Source organism: Chitinilyticum litopenaei DSM 21440, assembly GCF_000428145.1.
GTDB lineage: Bacteria > Pseudomonadota > Gammaproteobacteria > Burkholderiales > Chitinibacteraceae > Chitinilyticum > Chitinilyticum litopenaei.
The window spans coordinates 17,430-35,193 of the sequence record NZ_ATZJ01000045.1 but is presented as its reverse complement, the minus strand read 5'-3'; the positions used below and the strand labels follow the sequence as shown (position 1 = coordinate 35,193).

General features: G+C 65.9%; 16 protein-coding genes. 2 read left to right on the top strand and 14 right to left on the bottom strand.

Annotated elements, in window-relative coordinates:
* Window positions 1–226, top strand: a 226-nt coding sequence (locus C515_RS0114045) for an IS3 family transposase (protein WP_028456049.1), incomplete at its 5' end; no start/stop codon positions are given.
* A gap of 34 nt (window positions 227–260) precedes the next feature.
* Here C515_RS0114045 and C515_RS24065 read toward each other — a convergent pair.
* The 14 genes from C515_RS24065 to C515_RS0113975 all read right to left on the bottom strand — a co-directional run bounded on the left by C515_RS24065 (window position 261) and on the right by C515_RS0113975 (window position 13,681).
* Window positions 261–434: a hypothetical protein gene (locus C515_RS24065; protein WP_158380834.1), complete on the bottom strand. Its 174-nt coding sequence runs from the start codon at window positions 432–434 to the stop codon at window positions 261–263.
* Window positions 435–545: 111 nt separating this feature from the next.
* Entirely contained in the window at window positions 546–872 is a 327-nt protein-coding gene (locus C515_RS0114040) for a hypothetical protein (RefSeq protein WP_028456048.1), read from the bottom strand.
* 411 nt (window positions 873–1,283) lie between these two features.
* The gene (locus C515_RS0114030; RefSeq protein WP_028456047.1) at window positions 1,284–1,766 is read right to left on the bottom strand and encodes a phosphatase domain-containing putative toxin; all 483 of its coding nucleotides are present in this window, start codon (window positions 1,764–1,766) and stop codon (window positions 1,284–1,286) included.
* 53 nt (window positions 1,767–1,819) lie between these two features.
* The gene (locus tag C515_RS0114025; RefSeq protein WP_028456046.1) at window positions 1,820–3,106 is read right to left on the bottom strand and encodes a hypothetical protein; all 1,287 of its coding nucleotides are present in this window, start codon (window positions 3,104–3,106) and stop codon (window positions 1,820–1,822) included.
* A 10-nt stretch (window positions 3,107–3,116) separates the two neighbouring features.
* The gene (arsA, locus tag C515_RS21170; RefSeq protein ID WP_043649685.1) at window positions 3,117–4,889 is read right to left on the bottom strand and encodes an arsenical pump-driving ATPase; all 1,773 of its coding nucleotides are present in this window, start codon (window positions 4,887–4,889) and stop codon (window positions 3,117–3,119) included.
* An 85-nt stretch (window positions 4,890–4,974) separates the two neighbouring features.
* On the bottom strand, window positions 4,975–5,328 hold the full coding sequence (gene arsD, locus C515_RS0114015) for an arsenite efflux transporter metallochaperone ArsD (protein ID WP_028456045.1): 354 nt from the start codon (window positions 5,326–5,328) through the stop codon (window positions 4,975–4,977).
* 237 nt (window positions 5,329–5,565) lie between these two features.
* Complete coding sequence (locus C515_RS0114010; RefSeq protein WP_028456044.1) at window positions 5,566–5,937, bottom strand: ArsR/SmtB family transcription factor; 372 nt, start codon at window positions 5,935–5,937, stop codon at window positions 5,566–5,568.
* A gap of 107 nt (window positions 5,938–6,044) precedes the next feature.
* Window positions 6,045–6,674 carry a CDP-alcohol phosphatidyltransferase family protein gene (locus C515_RS0114005; RefSeq protein WP_028456043.1) on the bottom strand — a complete coding sequence of 210 codons (630 nt, stop codon included), beginning with the start codon at window positions 6,672–6,674 and terminating at the stop codon, window positions 6,045–6,047.
* Complete coding sequence (locus C515_RS0114000) at window positions 6,667–7,311, bottom strand: ATP-binding cassette domain-containing protein (protein WP_028456042.1); 645 nt, start codon at window positions 7,309–7,311, stop codon at window positions 6,667–6,669. The genes C515_RS0114005 and C515_RS0114000 overlap by 8 nt, the downstream gene beginning before the upstream one ends.
* The gene (locus tag C515_RS0113995; protein WP_211234063.1) at window positions 7,311–8,948 is read right to left on the bottom strand and encodes an ABC transporter permease; all 1,638 of its coding nucleotides are present in this window, start codon (window positions 8,946–8,948) and stop codon (window positions 7,311–7,313) included. Before C515_RS0113995 ends, C515_RS0114000 begins: the two co-directional genes overlap by 1 nt.
* On the bottom strand, window positions 8,921–10,108 hold the full coding sequence (locus C515_RS0113990; protein ID WP_211234062.1) for an ABC transporter substrate-binding protein: 1,188 nt from the start codon (window positions 10,106–10,108) through the stop codon (window positions 8,921–8,923). Before C515_RS0113990 ends, C515_RS0113995 begins: the two co-directional genes overlap by 28 nt.
* Window positions 10,109–10,184: 76 nt before the next feature.
* Window positions 10,185–12,338 carry a dihydrolipoyl dehydrogenase family protein gene (locus C515_RS0113985; RefSeq protein WP_028456039.1) on the bottom strand — a complete coding sequence of 718 codons (2,154 nt, stop codon included), beginning with the start codon at window positions 12,336–12,338 and terminating at the stop codon, window positions 10,185–10,187.
* Window positions 12,335–12,517, bottom strand: coding sequence for a hypothetical protein (locus tag C515_RS0113980; RefSeq protein WP_043649677.1), 183 nt, complete (start codon window positions 12,515–12,517; stop codon window positions 12,335–12,337). The genes C515_RS0113985 and C515_RS0113980 overlap by 4 nt, the downstream gene beginning before the upstream one ends.
* A 30-nt stretch (window positions 12,518–12,547) precedes the next feature.
* A complete protein-coding gene (locus tag C515_RS0113975) occupies window positions 12,548–13,681 on the bottom strand; it encodes an FAD-dependent oxidoreductase (RefSeq protein WP_028456037.1) in 1,134 nt (377 codons plus the stop codon).
* A 418-nt stretch (window positions 13,682–14,099) separates the two neighbouring features.
* On the opposite strand from C515_RS0113975, the gene C515_RS0113970 reads away from it, so the two are divergent.
* Window positions 14,100–16,895, top strand: a complete 2,796-nt coding sequence (locus C515_RS0113970; protein WP_028456036.1) for a response regulator — start codon at window positions 14,100–14,102, stop codon at window positions 16,893–16,895.
* Window positions 16,896–17,764: the final 869 nt, after the last annotated feature.

Below are 17,764 nucleotides of genomic sequence, written 5' to 3'. Positions count from 1 at the left end.
CAAGGGCAACTGCTGGGACAATGCGCCGATGGAGAGTTTTTTCAACAGCCTGAAAAACGAGCGCGTGTTCCACCGGCGCTACGCGACCCGGTCGGCAGCCAAGGCAGATCTCTTTGATTACATCGAGGTGTTTTACAATCGCAAGCGCCGGCATTCGTCGCTGAATTACGAATCACCGGCAACCCATTACGCAGCCTGGCTGGAGCGAGAAAAGCTGGCCGCATAACCGCTACCTTGGTAGCCGGAAAGCGCGGGTAACCTCACTCACCGTTGACGTAAATCTCAAACCAAAGGGCTTCATCTTTATCATCAGCGACAATGGTGGCAAGAGCATGGCTGACGTCGTTGATGGTTGCCGACAACTCCAGCTGCTTGCCCTCATCAACAGTGCCACACCAAAGAAGTTGGACTTCTGGCCGATGAACTATTCGCATGAAAAACCTAACGTTGGAGGTAACTGGCGCCGGAGCGCTAGCGAAGGGAACCCAAACTGCGATGCAGTTTGGGTGTCCGGTTGACTGACCTGTTAGGCGAAGGCCCGCGATTCAAGAAGTCCACTCCAACAGCTCTGGTAGGTTGCCCGATTTGTATGCTATCGCCACCTTACGTGCGGCCCTGGCAAAGAAAGCTTCTCTCGTGTATTTGGTCATTGAAATTGATTCCGCCTGCTTGTCGAGTCGAAGCTCCCCGACTTCATTCGGATACGCCGAGTCGAAGAAGCGAAACGTGGCATCACTATCCGTTTCGCTGAGTTTCTCAATGAGGATATGGAACGCCATATTCAAAATTGCCAAACGTAAAATATACAGCTGTGCCGGTGCATATTTGGTTTGTCTGTGTGAGTAACTCTGCATGCTACGCGCGTTTTTCATTGTTTTTCAAGCATGTGGGGTTGCAGATGCCTGAAAGCACTCAGCCGGACGGGACTGCCGCGCCGCGCTTGCTGGATGTGCTGCGCGAGGGGTTGCGGGTGCGGCATTACAGTTTGCGCACCGCACAGCAGTAAGTGAATTGGGTACGGCGCTTTTGCGTTTTCACCATCATCGGCATCCCCGCGCGATGGGCGCATTGGGCCCGTGGCGCACGAATCACACTGCAGACACCTTGGATGATCGCTGTAAGATTTGTGGCTTGTACGGACCTGAGGCTGTGCAAGAAGTTTGGGCGCATCACAGCGGCGGTAAGCCGGAACGCGATCGTGGGTCATCTCGACCGAACCGACCACGCTGGCTCGCGTACACCAGCGCCACCAGCCCCCGCCTGTGCGGCGGGAGGCTTTGGGGTTACACGCCCAGGTATGCCCGGTGAGCCTCGATACTGAACGAGCGCGGGCGATATACCCGCACTGCGGCGATGGCTTCGGCGGCCGTGGCGCCGCGGGCCATCAGCAATTTGCCGATCATCAGGCCGGTGCGGCCTGAGCCGCCCTTGCAATGCACGGCGATGGTCTTGCCGGCGGCCAGCAGGCCCAGCAGTGCTGCGGCGTGTTGCTGCCATTGCTGCTCGAACGCGTCAGCGGGCGCGGCATCGTCTTCCACCGGAAAATGCAACCAGGCCATGCCCAGCTGGCGGCAGATCTCCGGCAAGCCGGCCACCCGGTTTTCCTGCAATTCGTGCTCGGGCATCAGGGTAATGACGGCGGCGGCACCGGCCGCCTGCAGATCACGCAGCGCTGGCTCAAGCGCCTCCTCGCGGGTGCCCGGACAGGGCGTGAAAATCAGATTGCCGCCTTCGGGCAAGGGCATGAGGTCGTACGGGTGCGGCATGAGGTGCTCCATGTGGCGATGAATGGGGAAATTCAGGCGTGGCGCGCTTGCGGCTAGGGCGTCATGTATACCGGGGCAAAGCCGCCGCCCTGCGTGCGGAAATTGGTGGTCTGCCCCTGATAGAGCCGAGCGGCAAACAGCTGGACCTCGCCGCGATAGACATAGGCGCGCACGTCCGTCTTGAACTCGCAGGCATCACTGCCGGTCACGGCCACCCGGCGCTCGCCGGGCGGGGCCAGCGCCTGGGCGACATAGTCGCCGGCGAGAATGTCCGCCCAGACGCGCCTGGTCAGCTTGTCGCCACGATACGCGGCCTTGCTGCCATACCCGCTGGCGGGCTTGAAAAACAGCTGCCGCCGCTCTGCCCACAGTTGCCCGGCATTCTCGGCAGTGACGGTGCGCGTCGGGGGAATGCCGGCCAGCAGCACGGCGGCGCTGGCGGCATCCACGCCCAGCCTGGCCAGGCTGTCCGCGTCACTGAGCCTGGCGAGATGACGCTTGTCCGCCTGCAGGGCATGGGCGCGCGGCGTGGGCGTCAGCACCACATCGCCGGCCAGATAGGCGGCACGCAAGGCGCCGGAGTCCGGCTGTTCCAGATAAAAATCGGTCAGCCGGTTGTAGACCATGTCGATCACCGTGTCGCCAAGCCAGAGACGCCCGTCCGCATGACGCAGGGCCTCAGGGGACGCAATCAGACAGTTCATGCCCGCCGCTGCAAACAGGCGCTGGAAGAGCAGAAACTCGGGATACAGGTATTGCTGCGGCGGCGCCTCATCGATGATCGCCAGTGTGCGCGGCGCAGTGCTGGAACGCTGCAGGCGCCATTCCGCCAGGAACATCGCCAGCCATTGCGCCTCCATGTCCTGCAAGGCCACCGTCCCGGCGGTGTGCGGCGGGCATTGCGCGCAGCAGGCAGTCTGGGCGCGCGCCAGCGCGAGATTGAGATAGGCGCCACCGGCATTGGTGTTGATTTCGATCAGGCTGGGGCCGCGCTCGCCCAGATGAAAGTCGTAGCCGAAAAAGACGCCCTGCGGGCCAAAGTGCGCCCTGGCAATGTCCGGCGCGCCAGCCAGCACGGCATCCTGCCACGCCGCTGTCGCCATCACGGTTTCCGCCGCCCGGATGACGGCCTGCATCTGTGCGCGCTGTTGCGGCGAAATGAAGACCATCGTGGCTGAAAACAGGTGCGGGCGCGTTTCCGCGATATGCGTGGCCAGACCAGCCAGCCCGGGGCTCGCTTCCAGCTGCGCCTTGAGCAGCGAGCGATCCAGGAACTGGCAGGCGCACTGGCGATTGAGGCGCTCGGCAAGGCCCGAATGCCGGGGCAAGGTAGCGGCCATATCCACCCCTTCAGTCAGCCTGGCCACTGCCTGCACCAGCGCACAGGCGCAGCAGGCGCGTGATGCCGACCGGCTCTTCCGCCAGCAGCGGCAGCACGGCGCAGCGGGTCGCGTGCTGCGCCATCACCTTGTCGATTTCCGCCAGCTCCTTGTGCGCGCGCAGGCGCAGCAGCGGCGCCCCCGGTGCCGCCGCCGCGACGGACTGGTTGATCACCCAGGCCCAGGGTTCGATGCCGGCGCGGCGCAGGTCGGCCTGCAGCGCGGCGGCTTCCAGCACCGGCGTGGTTTCCGCCAGCGTGACGATGATGACCCTGGTCTGGGCCGGATCCTGCAGCTGCATCATCGGCGTGGTGAAGTGCAGACCGGCGGCGCCCATCTGCCGCGCCACCTCGCGATGGTAGGCGCCGGTGGCATCCAGCAGCAGCAGGGTGTGGCCGGTGGGCGCGGTATCCATCACCACGAATTTCCGCCCGGCCTCGCGGATGATGCGCGAGAACGCCTGAAACACGGCGATTTCTTCGGTGCAGGGCGAGCGCAGGTCTTCTTCGAGCAGGGCGCGGCCGGCCGCGTCCAGCCCCGCCCCCTTGCTGGCCAGCACATGCTGGCGATAGCGCTCGGTCTCGGCCACGGGGTCGATGCGGCTGACCGCCAGATCGGGCAGCTCGCCCGCCAGCGTGTCGCCCAGATGTGCCGCGGGGTCAGAGGTGGTGAGGTGGACCGCATGGCCACGGCGCGCCAGCTCGGCGGCGATGGCTGCCGCAACCGTGGTCTTGCCGACCCCGCCCTTGCCCATCAGCATGATGAGGCCGTGGCCGTGTTCCGCGAGCGCATCGACCAGACTGCCCAGCGAAGGATGGGGCAAGACGGGTACCGCGGCGACCTCCTGCGCGCACGGCACCGCAGGCTGCAGCAGTTGCTGCAGGGCAGGCAGGCCGACCAGATTGCCGGGCTGCAGTGCGATGCTGTCGCGCGGCAGGCCGGCGAGGCCTGCCGGCAGCGCCGCCAGCGCGCTGGTTTCACGTGCGGCAATCGCCAGGGCCAGCGGGTCGTCGCCCGTTTCGGCAGCAGGCAGCACGCCATTGATCACCAGGTATTGCTGACCGAGGCCAATCCCGGCCAGCTCGGCATGCGTGCGCGCCACCTCCCTGAGCGTGGCCTCCTGGGCACGGGCCACCAGCACCAGACGGGTGCGGGCAGCATCGGCCAGCGCTGCCACGGCCGCCTGATACTGTTCGCGCTGCTTTTCCAGCCCCGCCAGCGGCCCAAGGCAGGAGGCGTCGCCACGCCCCTCGGCCAGGAAGCCCGACCAGGCGCCCGGCAATTGCAGCAGGCGGATGGTGTGCCCGGTCGGCGCCGTATCGAAAATGACATGATCGAAAACGCCAGTGAGCTGCGAATCGGTCAGCAGGCCGGTGAATTCGTCAAAGGCGGCAATTTCGGTGGTGCAGGCGCCGGAGAGCTGCTCCTCGATGCTGTTGACCACGGCCGGGGGCAACACACCGCGCACCGGCCCGACGATGCGGTCACGATAGGCCTGGGCGGCGGCCTGCGGGTCGATTTCCAGCGCGGCAAGACCGGGCACGTCGGCAATCGGGGTAATGCGGTTGCCGATGCCCACACCAAAGACCTGCCCCACATTCGAGGCCGGATCGGTGCTCACCAGCAGCACGCGCAGTCCTGTGCTGGCGAGGCGCACGGCGCTGGCGCAGGCCAGCGAGGTTTTGCCCACCCCGCCCTTGCCGGTGAAAAAGAGAAAGCGTGGCGGATTGGTCAGAAAGTGCATGACAGCCCCCGAAGTGGACGATGTTCGAACATGAAACATGATTGGTTGCGGATCAGCAGGCAGTGCCCCGAAAGCCGCCGGGCACTCAGCAGCAGCGCTTGCCGCTACAGCAGCCGGTGTCGGCGGCGGCAGGCTCGGCCAGCCCGGCCCAGCGGGCCAGTTCGGCGCGCTGCGGATAACGGCCGGCCAGCGCCACCTCGCCATCGAGCAGGATCAGCGGCAGGGCTTCAGCCCCCGAGCGCTCGAGAAAGGCCTTGACCGTGGCGTTGCCGGCAAAGGCCAGCGGCTCCTGCGCCAGATTGAAGCGCTCGATCTGCACGCCTTGCTGGCGGGCCCAGTCGACATCGGCAGCAAAAGCCACCAGCTGCTGATCGACATCGACGCCGCAGACGCCGGTGCTGCAGCACAGTGCCGGATCAAAAATCTGGATCGTTTTCATTTTGATTCTCCTTCAAACGTGGAAATATTGAACCCTAATAATCCATCTGGCGGCTCTTCGAGCCTGCACGCGTGCTGGCGGCCGTTGCGCAGCGCCTGCACGCCCTTGCTTCACGCCCATCGCCCGGCTATGGGCTTGGCGCAAGCGTGGGAATTCACCGACGCAAGCCCCCGCCATCATCCCGTGTCCCGATGGCTGATCCGGCTTGAACGGCGAAATGCCCCGGCACGGCGCGCCCTACTCCTCGCAGCTCGGACACGACAGCGCCGGCAGCACGGCCGGACTGCAGGCCGACTCGGCGCGAAAGCCCGCGCAATCTTCCGGATGGCCCTGGCAGCACTCGTCGGTCAGGTAGGCGATGACATCGAGCATCACCGGGATATTGGCGCGGTAACGCACAAAGCGGCTTTCCTGCTCGGCAGTGACGAGTTCGGCGCGCTTGAGCTCCTTCAGATGAAAGGACAGGCTGCTGGGCGGAACCTGCAGGCGCTCGGCGATGTCGCCGGCCACGAGCCCACTCTTCCCCTGGCTGACCAGCAGACGGAAGATGTCCAGACGCACGCCGGAAGACAGCGCTTCAAAAATCAGGGTGGCGGTATTCTTTTCCATGACTCAACTATACGATATTTGTCGAAATATCGTACATTGATTTTCCCGAACGGCGTGCAGCACTGCTCACGCCCATAAAACGCCCATTCCGCCTGCTCCGGTGGCGCTCAGTCCGATGGCAATGAGGGTTGCGCAGCCAGAAGCCGCAGGCCGGCATGCAGCCGCAAGGCCGTCGCCAGCAGGCAGAGCGCGGCAAAGCCCCAGGCCAGTCCGGCAAACCAGCCAGGCCACAGGCACATCAACACAAATACCAGCAGGGTTTCACCGGCCTCGGTCAGGCCGCCAAGGTAGTAGAAGCCCTTGGCAGGATAGGCGGCACTGCGCAAGCCCCGGCGCTCGGCCAGGATGGCAAAGGCCAAAAAGCTGCTGCCCGTGCCCACGAAGCTGAACAGCAGCACGGCCGCAGCCAGCGCATTGGCCGCCGGATCGGCCAGCGCAAAAGCCAGCGGAATCAGGGCGTAGAAGAGGAAATCGAGCGTGATGTCGAGAAAGGCCCCGCGCTCGGTCGGGCCATTGCGGCGCGCCAGTTCACCATCAACCCCGTCGGCCAGCCGGTTCAGCGCGATGGCCAGCACGGCCAGGGCCGTGTACTGCAGCGCAATCAGCCCGGCCGCCAGCACGCCGGCGGTAAACCCCAGCCAGCTGACCGTATCGGCCTGCCAGCCGCGCCGCTGCAGGATGGCCGCCAGTGCGGTAAGCGGGCGGCGGGCCAGCGCCAGCAGCTGCCGGTCAAACATGGGCACTCTCCTGATAATCCGCCAGCTGCAGCACGCGCCCGCCGGGCGGCACATCGCCGGGATCATGCGTCACCAGCACGGCCGGAATGCCGCGGGCGGCCAGTTGCGCAAAAACAAACTGGCGATATGGTCCGCGCAAGGCCATGTCGAGCTTGCTGAATGGCTCATCGAGCAGCAGGGCGCGCGGCTCGGCAAGGAGCGCGCGCAGCAAACCGGCCCGCGCGCGCTGCCCTCCCGACAGCGTAGCCGGATCGCGCTCAGCCAGCCCGGCCAGCCCGACCTCCGCCAGCAGTTGCCCAGCCCGTTCGCGCCGCTGCGCGGCGGGTCCGGGCGGCATCGCCAGCAGCAGGTTCTGCAGGACCGAAAGATGCGGAAACAGCAAGTCATCCTGAAAGAGGATGCCGATCTGCCGCGCCTCGATGGGCAGGCCATCGACCCGCTGACCGCCCAGCCACAGCTCGCCGGTCGCGCTGAACGCGGGCGGCAGCGCCCCCAGCAGCCAGGCCAGCAGGCTGGACTTGCCGCAGCCGGAAGGCCCCATCAGCGTAAGCACTTCGCCCGCAGCCACCGCAAAGGACAGGTCGCTGAAGAGTGGGGCGTCACCCAGCCGCAGGGCGGCGTTGTGCAGCTCCAGCATCAGCGCCATCCTTGCCGGTGGCGGCCGGCCCACTGTCCCAGCAGGGTCGCCAGGGCAAACATCAGCATGGGCAGCACCAGCTGCAGCATGGCCTGCACGGCCAGCACGCGGCGATTGCCGCCGCTGCTCAGCGCCACGGCCTCGGTGGTCACCGTGGCGAAGCGTCCGCCGCCGGCAAACAGGGTCGGCAGATACTGGGCAATGCTGACAGCAAAGCCGATCGCCAGCGCCGCGAGAATCGGCCGCAGCAGCAGCGGCCACTTGATGCGCCAGCAGCGTTGCCAGTGCGAGAGCCCCAGGCTGCGTGCAAGAGTAATCATGCGGGTATCAAACTCCAGATAAGGCTTGTAAAGGGTTAGCAGCATATACGGCACAACCCATAGCAGATGACTCCAGACTACGCCAAACCCGCTGCCGGCCAGACCCGCCATGAGCAGCGCATGATACTGCCCCGCCGCCAGCGGCAGCGCCGGCAAGATCAGCGGCAGGTAGAGCCAGCGGCTCAGTGCCGGCGGGCCGCATTCCAGCCACAGCAGCACCAGCGCCAAACCGATTCCGGCACTGGCGAGCCCCAATCCCAGCGAGGTGAACAGCGGTGCGGTGTCGAGCTGCTGCCAGCCCGCCAGCGTCCACGACTGCGGCAAGGCCGCCGGGAAAAACCACGGACCGGCGAGCGACCAGAGCAGCAGGGCCAGCGCCAGCAGGTAGCAAAAGCCCAGCAGAGGCCAGGCCAGCCAGCGCGGCTGCCAGCTGGCGCCGGCCCAGCGCCGGCCGTGCGGCTGGCGCCAGGCGGCTCGCAACAGGCGCCACAGCAGGAGCCCGCAGCCGCAGAGCAGCAGAAAGACCAGTAGCAACAGCCAGCTCGCCGCAGCGCCCCGGGCCTGCAGGGCAAGCTCCGGATCGGCAAGCCAGCGCCAGGCCAGCACCGCCAGACTGGGCGGCGAACCGGGACCGAGAATCAGCGCCACATCGACCACCGACACCCCGTAGGCCAGTACCGCCAGCAGCGGCCAGCCCAGCCGGGGCAGCACCTGCGGCAGCAGGCACAGCCACCAGACCTGCCAGCGGCCATAGCCAAGACTGCGCGCCAGCGTCATCTGCCGCTGCAGCGCCCCTTCCTGCAGCACGGCAGCCAGCATCCACAGCAGGAAGATGGCTTCCTTGACCGCCAGCAGCAGGCCCAGGCTCAGACCGTACGGGTCGCGTACCGTCTGCCAGTCCGGCGGCACATCCCAGCCGGCCAGCGGCGCCAGCCAGCGCGCCAGCCAGCCCGAAGGGGCCAGGAGAAAGAACGCGCCAATGGCAAATGCCGCATGCGGCATGGCCAGCAAGGCGGGCAACCGGCGCTGCAGCGCCGGCCAGCGCGGACCGGGATACAGCGCCATGGTCAGCAACAGCGCCAGCAGCAGCGCCAGCAGTGTGCTCACCACGCTGGAAATCACGGTGACGCGCAAGGCCACCAGCGTCTGCGCGTCGGCCAGCAAACCGCGCCAGACGGCCAGCTCCAGCCCCTGCGCCAGCGGCAGCAGTCCGGGCAGCACCGGCAGAAAGACCACGGCCATGCCTGCGATGGCCAGCGCCCCCGGCAAGCACTGGCGGCACTGCCCCATCAGCGCGTGCCGTAACGCTTCAGCCACTCGCGCTCCAGCGCCCCCACCCAGCTGGCATGCGGCTCGGGCAGGGTCGGCACCGCCTCGCGCAGCGCCCCCGGCGCCGCTGTCGCGGCTTTGGCATGACCGGCCAGTGCGGCGGCAGTCAGTACGCTGGGATCACCCCAGACGGCAATATCGGCCTTGCGCGCCTGCGCTTCTGGCGAAAGCAGGAAATTGGCAAAGACCCGGGCGCCGGCACTGGCGCGGGCATTGCCCGGAATGGCAAGGAAATGCACATTGCCGATGGTGCCCTTGCGAAAACCGAAGCTGTAGCTGCTCGCCGGCAGCTGGCCGGCAGCGATCAGATTGGCCGCTTCGTTGGGATTGAAGGTCAGCGAGAGCCGCAGCTCGCCATCGGCCAGCATGCGGTGCATTTCGGCGGCGCTCGGCGGGAAGGCGCGGCCCTGCTGCCACTGCAGCGGATGCAGCTGGTCCAGATAGGCCCACAGCGGTGCGGTCGCCCGGGCAAAGGCCGCCTCGTTCACCGGCCGCGCCAGTATGGCGGCATCCGGAGTCAGCTCCAGCAGCAGCTGCTTCAGGAAGGTCGTGCCATGAAAATCCGGCGGGCGCGGGTAGCTCAGCCGGCCCGGGTTGGCGCGGGCAAAGGCCAGCCATTCGGCGGCCGAACGCGGCGGCGCACTCACGCGCTGGCGGTCCGCGATAAAGGTCAGCTGCGCCGTGCCCCATGGCGCTTCCAGCCCGGCAGTCGGCTCGGAAAAATCCACCCTGACCGGCTTTTGCAGATCGACATGCCGCCAGCTGGGCAGTTGCTCGGCCCAGGGTCCGAACAGCAGGCCGCCATCCTTGAGTGTCTTGAAGTTCTCGCCATTCACCCAGAGCAGATCGACGCTGCCGTCATGCTTGCGGCTCATCTCGAGCTGGATGCGTCTGACCACATCGGCGGTGTCGCCGGTCTTTACATGCTCGACCCGCAGGCCATAGCGCTTGCGTGCTTCGGCGGCCGCCCAGGCGATATAAGCATTGATGGCTTCGCTGCCGCCCCAGGCATTGAAATAAACCGTCTGCCCACGCGCTTCCCGACTCACCGCGGCCCAGTCGGCCGTGGCGGCCGGCTTGGCCGCAAGCATGCCGGGCAGGACCAGCCCCAGCGCCGCCAGCAGGCAGGATGCGATGCGTTTTTTCACTCTGTTCTCCCTTGCGTTGCGAACCATTGCATGATGGCTGGATTGCCGCTGCGAACAGCGGCACACAGGCCGGCCTTCACCCCAGCCGCCAGCGGTGATAGCGCGCCAGCCAGCGCAGCACGGTCTGTGGCGCATGCGCGCGCTTCCAGACGCCGGCCGCATACTTGTTGGCCTCGGCCAGCGTCGGGTAACTGTGTATGGTCGCCAGTATCCGGTTCAGGCCAAGGCCGTGCTTCATGGCCAGCACATACTCGGCCAGCAGCTCGCCCGCTTGCGGGCCGACAATCGTCACACCGAGAATCCTGTCCTTGCCCGGCACGGTGAGCACTTTCACAAAGCCGTGCGCCTGGCCATCGGCCAGCGCGCGATCCAGATCGTCAATGCCGTAGCGGCTGACTTCATAAGCGATGCCCTGCTCCTGCGCCTCCCGCTCGGAGAGGCCGACACGGGCGACTTCGGGGTCGACAAAGGTCACGCGCGGCATGATGCGGTAATCGGCCCGAAAGCGGCGGAACTGGCCAAACAGCGCATTCACGCTGGCATACCAGGCCTGGTGCGCGGCAGCATGGGTGAACTGGTAGGGGCCGGCCACATCGCCGGCGGCCAGAATATTGGGATACAGCGTTTCCAGATAATCGTTGGTCTGGACCGTGCGCTCGGTCGCGATGCCCAGCGCTTCAAGGCCGTAGCCTTCCAGGCGGGCGCGGCGCCCCACGGCGAGAATCAGCGCATCAAACGCCAGCGCCTGCTCGGCACCGTCGCTCTCGACCAGCAGGACTTGCCCGCCGTCCGGCTGGCGCAGGCAGCGCAGCGCGGTCGCGCCGGTAAGCACCTCTACCCCGTCGGCCTGCAGGCTGGCGGTGACCTGCGCCGTCACGTCCGCATCCTCGCGCCCGAGCAGGGCCTCGCCCCGCTCCACCTGCGTGACCGTCGCGCCCAGCCGGGCAAAGGCCTGCGCGAGTTCGCAGCCGATGGGCCCGCCGCCCAGCACCAGCAGGCGCGCGGGCAGCGTGTCCCGGGCGGCCAGGCCGTCCCAGAGCGTGTCGCTGGTGTAGTAGTCGACCTGCTCCAGCCCCGGCAGCGCCGGTATCACCGGCCGCGCCCCGGCGGCGATGATGATGCTGCGTGCGGTCAGCGTGTGTTCGCTGCCATCTTCGCGACGGATGGCCACCGTCCACGGGTCGAGCAGGCGCGCGTAACCCTGCTGGACATCCACGCCCAGTGCCGTATAGCGCTCGATGCTGTCGTGCGGCGCCACTGCGGCGATCACCTGCCGCACCCGCGCCATGACGTCGGCCAGGCGGAAGGCCGGCACGCCGGGCTGCAGACCATAGTGATCGGCATGGCGCAACTGGTGCGCCACCTTGGCACTGGCGATCAGCGCCTTGCTGGGTACGCAGCCGTAATTCAGGCAGTCTCCGCCCATCCTGTGCGCTTCGACCAGTGTCACCCTGGCCTTCACGGCAGCGGCCAGATAGGCGGAAACCAGGCCCGCAGCGCCAGCGCCGATCACCACCAGATTGCGATCAAAGCGTGCCGGGTGCCGCCAGCCACGATATACCCGATAACGTGTCACCCTGCGAACAAGCGCCTTGGCGAGCAAGGGAAAGATACCCAGCAGGGCAAAAGAAAACAGCAGGCTCGGCGAGACAATATCGGCCAGGCTGTCGATGCCGGCCAGCCGGGTGCCGGCATTCACGTAGACGACGGTGCCGGCCAGCATGCCCAGCTGGCTGACCCAGTAAAAGGTCCAGACCCGCATGCTGCTCAGGCCCAGCAGCAGATTGATCAGGAAAAAGGGGAAGGCCGGCACCAGCCGCAGGGTGAAGAGATAAACAGCACCATCGCGGGCAATACCGGCATTGATGCCGGCCAGCTGGCTGCCAAAGCGGCACTGTACCGTGTCGCGCAGCAGGTAGCGCGCCGTCAGGAAGGCCAGCGTCGCCCCGAGCGAAGACGCGAAGGACACCAGCACGAGTCCGTCACGCAAACCGAACAGCGCCCCGGCGGCCAGCGTGAGGATGGCCGCACCGGGCAGCGAAAGCGCCGTGCTCGCGACATACAGCAGGAAGAAGAGCCCGGCGGCCAGCCAGGGAGCGGCAGCCCGCCAGGCCAGCAGATCGGCATGATGCTGCTTGAGTGTCGCCAGCGAGAAGAGTTGCGAGCCGCCCAGCGCGAAGAACAGCGCCAGCAGCGCACCGATCAGGATCAGCAGGCCCAGCCGTTTCATCGCATCCCCCGCTTCGCTCGCCAGGCCAGCCCCCGTTGCGCCAGCAGGATCAGCAGGCCGCCCAGCGCGCAGCTGGCGCACAGATAACTGCGGCAGACCCAGCGGTATTCGCGATCCGCCGGCAAATCGGGCGAATCGGCGTCGTGAAGCAGGCGGATGAAGGCAAGTGGCGGCAGCATGGTTTCGTTCCGGTGAGCGGCAATCATGCCTTAGTCGCCGCGCACCGGCGAATCTGACAGGGACATTGCCGCCGTGCGCTGCTGCCGCAGGAAGCGCCGGTCTATCCAGCGCTTCACATACCACCAGAGCGCCCCCGAGGCGTGCCACCTGCCCCATGAGGCCAGCGCATGCCGAGAGCCGCAGGCCAGCAGATACAGCGAGGCGCGTCGCGGCACATAGCGTGCCCTCACCACCTCACCGCGCATACACGCCAGCAGATTGGCAGCCAGCACGGGCCCGGCCCGCACCGCGTGCACGCCGGAACGGGCGTGGGGCATGTCCTGCCGGGTGCAGACATCGCCTGCGGCATAGATGACCGGATGGCTGATGCTGCGCAGGCCGGCATCGGCCAGCACAAAGCCGTGCGCATCCAGCGCCAGCCCTGAACCTGTCAGCCAGCCGGGCGCCTGTGAACCCGTCGCCAGAATCAGCAGATCCAGCGCCAGCGGCTGATCGCCGGCGCAGGCCTCACCGGCGGCATTGACCGTCAGGCGGGCATCCAGCAAGTGAATCTGTTTGCGCTGCAATTGGCGCAGGCAGGCGGCGCGCACGCCATCGGCATGGCCGGCCAGCAGGGCGTCCCGCTGCGCCAGCAGGGACACCTCGCTCCCGGGCCAGGCCTTTAGCGCCGTCTGCACGGCCATGACCACCTCGACCGCCGCCGCACCGCCGCCCGCGACGGCAATACGCGGACAAGCCTGCGGCGGCAAAGCCCGCAGCCAGTCTTGCCAGGCGGCCATGAAACCCGCCAGCGGGCGCAGGGGCAGCAAGAATGGCGTGCGGCATGCCGGCACGGCCTGCTGGCCGCCCACAGCAAGCGACAGCAGGTCGAAATCCAGACTCTGCCCATTGCCCAGCACGACCCGCCGCGCTTCGGCATCGACGGCAATCACCGTGTCGCGACGCCACAGCACCGGTGCGCCCGCCAGCAGCTCTGCCACGGACAGGCCGATTTCCGCCTGAGAATAATGACCGGCCAGCCAGCCCGGCAGCATCCCGGAATAGTTGATGCGCGCTTGCGGCTCGACCAGCACGACGTGCCAGCCAGCCGGGCAAGCCCGGCGCAATGCGCGCAACACCGCCAGATGGGCATGGCCGGCACCGGCCAGCAAGAGAACGGGCATGAATGGAACCTCAACGGGTCATGGCGGATAAACGCCATCCTGATCAGAACCCCTTCTGCCCTTCCGGGCAAGGCCCCCTGTTGAACCACGCAGACAACAGAGGACACAGCGGCGGCAAAATCCTGAGCAATGCCGAGGATAGGTTGCCGCGCGTCTCTGTGCCTCTTTGGCCAATTTGGATTTTGCAGCAGGTCGTGGCAATCAGGAACCGATTGTAGGCGCGAGGCACCGGCATCCGCCCCGGGGCATTGGCATTTGCTGCACTGGCGTTTTCGCTGCAAGGACCCGCCGCTCCTCGGACAAGTACCGGCAGGCATTGTTAGCGGCAAACCATCGGTATATAAGCATTTCAAAAAGTAACGCAATACAAAACTACAAACCGCTGCATCACCCGTGATGCAGCAAGGTGCGCAAAAACATGACTCTTGACTCCCTCAGTGCCGAAGAAGCCCTGCTGGGCGGCCTGCCGCTGCCCGCCTTTCTGACTGCCGCCGACGGCAGCTTCCGCCATGTCAATCCGGCCTGGCAGCGCCTGTTCCGCCTGGCGCGCCCACAGGCTGATGACTGGCTGCAGCAGCTGCACCCCGACGACCGCCACGCCGTGCGCCAGCTCTGGCGCGACGCGCTGATGCAGTTCCAGCCGCTGACTTGCAGTTTCCGCCTGCTGCATGGCGATGGTCACATGCAGTCCTGCCTGCTGCGAGCTGCGCCGCACTACGATGCGGACGGCTTGTTCACTGGATTGCTGGGCAATGTCGAAGGGCTGGGCGAGAGCAGCGCTGCGTTGCACGCCGAAGTGCAGCAGCTGCGTGAAGACACACGGCAGAGCGCAGAAAAACTGGCCGTGGCGCTGGACGCCAGCCCGCTGGCCACTGCCATCATTGGCCGCGATTACCGCGTACGCTATCTGAACCCGGCCTTTGTTCGCCTGTTCGGTTACGCGCCCGAGGAATTGCCGGATGTGCAAAGCTGGTGGGAAAAGGCCTATCCCGACCCGGCCTACCGGCAATGGATCATCGATACCCGGCACAGGCTGGAGCACGAAGCACGCCATCAGGGCCAGCCCTTTCCCGGCGTGGAAGTCAGGATACGCTGCAAGGATGGCGGCGAGCGGCCGGTACTGGTCAGCTGCAACAGCCTCAGCGAGGCCTGGGAGGGCGATCAGCTGGTCACCTTCAGCGACCTCAGTGCGCAGAAGGCGCGCGAGGACGAACTGCAGCAGCGCGTGGGCGAGCGCACCCGCGAGCTGGAAGCCGCCCGCGCAGCGGCCGAACAGGCCTGCGAGGCCCAAAGCCGCTTTATCGCCACGCTCAGCCATGAAATCCGCACCCCGCTCAACAGCATTCTCGGCCTGAGCCAGCTGGCACAGGAGCATGACGCGTCCACGGTACTGCACGATTACCTGCAAAAGATCCAGTGCGCCGGCCAGCACCTGCTGGCGCTGGTGAATGACGTGCTCGACTTTTCCAAGATCGAGGCAGGCAAGCTGGAGCTCGACCCGGTGGATTTCAGCCCGGCCTGTCTGGTGCAGGAATTGCAGCAACTGCTGGGCGTGCGTGCGGCAGGCAAGGGCTTGCAGCTGCGCCTGCCCGACACCAGCCTGCTGCCGGCCGGGCTGAATGGCGACGTCCTGCGGCTGCGCCAAATCCTGCTCAATCTGCTGGACAACGCCATCAAGTTCACCACCGAGGGCTGCGTGAGCCTGGCGATGACGGCGCAGACCGCCGGCACCGAGCAGATCTGGCTGGAGGTCGCCGTCAGCGACACCGGCATCGGCATGAGCGCCGCGCAACAGGCGCGACTTTTCACGCCTTACGAGCAGGCCAACGGCAGCATCACCCGCCACTACGGCGGCACCGGCCTGGGGCTGGCCATCTGCCGCGAACTCGTCAGCCTGCTTGGCGGACAGCTGGCGCTGCAGAGCCAGCCAGGCCAGGGCGCCAGCTTCAGCTTTCGCCTGCCGCTGCGCCCCGCCAGCGGCAACGCCGAAACGCGCTGCTGCACACAGCAGGCGCTGCGCGGCAAACGCATCCTGCTGGCCGACGATCACCTCTTCAATCTGCAGGTGGCCCAGGAGCTGCTGGAAGCCGTGGGCATGACCGTCACCGTCGCCACCAGCGGCGCCGATGCCGTGACACGAGCGCTCGCAGAGCCCTTTGACGCCATCCTGATGGATGTGCAGATGCCGGAGCTGGACGGCCTGGCGGCAACGGCGGCGATCCGTTCGCACGCGCGGCTGGCGCGCCTGCCCATCATCGCCATGACCGCCAATGTGACGGCGCGTGACCGCCAGGATTGCCTGGCCGCCGGCATGAGCGCCTTTCTGGGCAAACCCGTGCGTGCCGACGAGCTCTACCACCTGCTGGCACACTGCCTTGGCGAAACCACGCCCCCCGCCTCGCCAACGCCTGCCGGCACGGCCCCGGCCGCAAACATCACGTTTCCCGACTTGCTGGACGCCGGAATCCTCCATGCCACCTTTGGTCCCGATCGCGGCCGGCAGGCACGCTTCCTGCAAAAATTCTGCCAGGCCATGCATGACGGCCTTGCCCAGTTGCAGCAGAACTTGCGCGCGGGCGACCGCCACGCCTTCAGTCAGACCTGCCACCGGCTGAAATCCCTGGCCCACACGGTGGGCGCCGTCACGCTGGCGGAAACACTGGACAAGGCCGAGCATGCCCAGCCGGGTATGGGCTATATCCCCATTGAAAAGCAATGGCTGGCAATTGATACCCTCTTCAAACGCTTGCAGGGGCAACTGCTGCAGTGTGGCCTTTTGCGCAGCACGGACGCCACGGGGCAGCCGGAAGCGAGCGCTGAGCTGTCCGAACTGCAAATCCTGCTGATCGACGATGATCGTGGCGCACTGGCGCTGCTGCAACAGCAACTGCAGGAACTGGGCATCGCACGGGTGATCAGCTGCACCAATGCCCAGGCAGCGCTGAACCAGCTGCGCCAGGGGCTCGCGCCAGACTGGATTTTCTGCGACCTGCAAATGCCGGGAGTCGACGGCTTCGATTGCCTGCAGCAACTGGGCGCAAGCGGCTATGCCGGGCAAGTAGCCATCCTCTCCGGCTTGAACACGCATCTGCGCGCCGCCGCCGGCGAACTCGCGCACCGCAGCCGCCTGCAGCTCGGCGCCATCCTGGCCAAGCCCCTGCGCCAGGACACGCTGGCGCGGCTATTGCGCACGCCACCGGCCTCGCGCCACTGAGGCAGGAAACAGCCCCAAAGCGCCGGGGCAGGCCATTAGCGAAAACGCGATAGACAGGGTATATGATTGAAGCCAATCAAGAAAAAGGGCTGCGGACATATACCCACAATGGCATGCTAATACCGCCAGGGGTGCGCCGATTCGCGTCGGCTAATCGTCACACCAGCACAGGCACTGCGCACAGTAACAAGGCCACCCGCGTCACCTTGCAGCAAGATTGCCGCGCAGACGCTCCATGGCCAGCTCGTCCGCGGCACGGTCAGCCACCAAAGGTGACTTGATGCAGAAAATGCGGCCACGATAGCGCTGACACACGCACGCAGTACCGCAGCTTGTGCGGTCGGGATACGCCGCATCTTCAAGCCTGGCGGACAAATAACCACCTGCTGGAGTGGACCACCTGCAGGGGTGGCAGTTGGCACTCGAAGCAACCCGGCCTGAAATGCAACAAGGGCCTACGACCGTAAAGTCGTAAGCCCTTGTTTGCAGGCCATAGCCGAGAGGCTGGGGTGGTGATTCACCCCACACCAGAACGAATCAGGGCTGAGCTTGGCGTATCGACGCATACTGGCGCCAGCAACGCTGGTGTGTGAATGCAATTGTGAATGCAAAAGTGCTTTTCGCTTTAGAAAAGCAACAAGGGCCTACGACCGTGAAGTCGCAAGCCCTTGTTTTTATTGGTCGGAATGGCGGGATTCGAACTCGCTACCCCTTGCACCCCATAAAGGGGAAAATCATTCTCACCGTTTCCCAGCGCATCTCACGAATACGCAATTAGCGCATACAAATCATAAAGTTACAACACAAACAACTCCCATGCATTCCCAAGAGGTGCAACCAAAGCCTACAATTCTGTATACGTTGGCGTA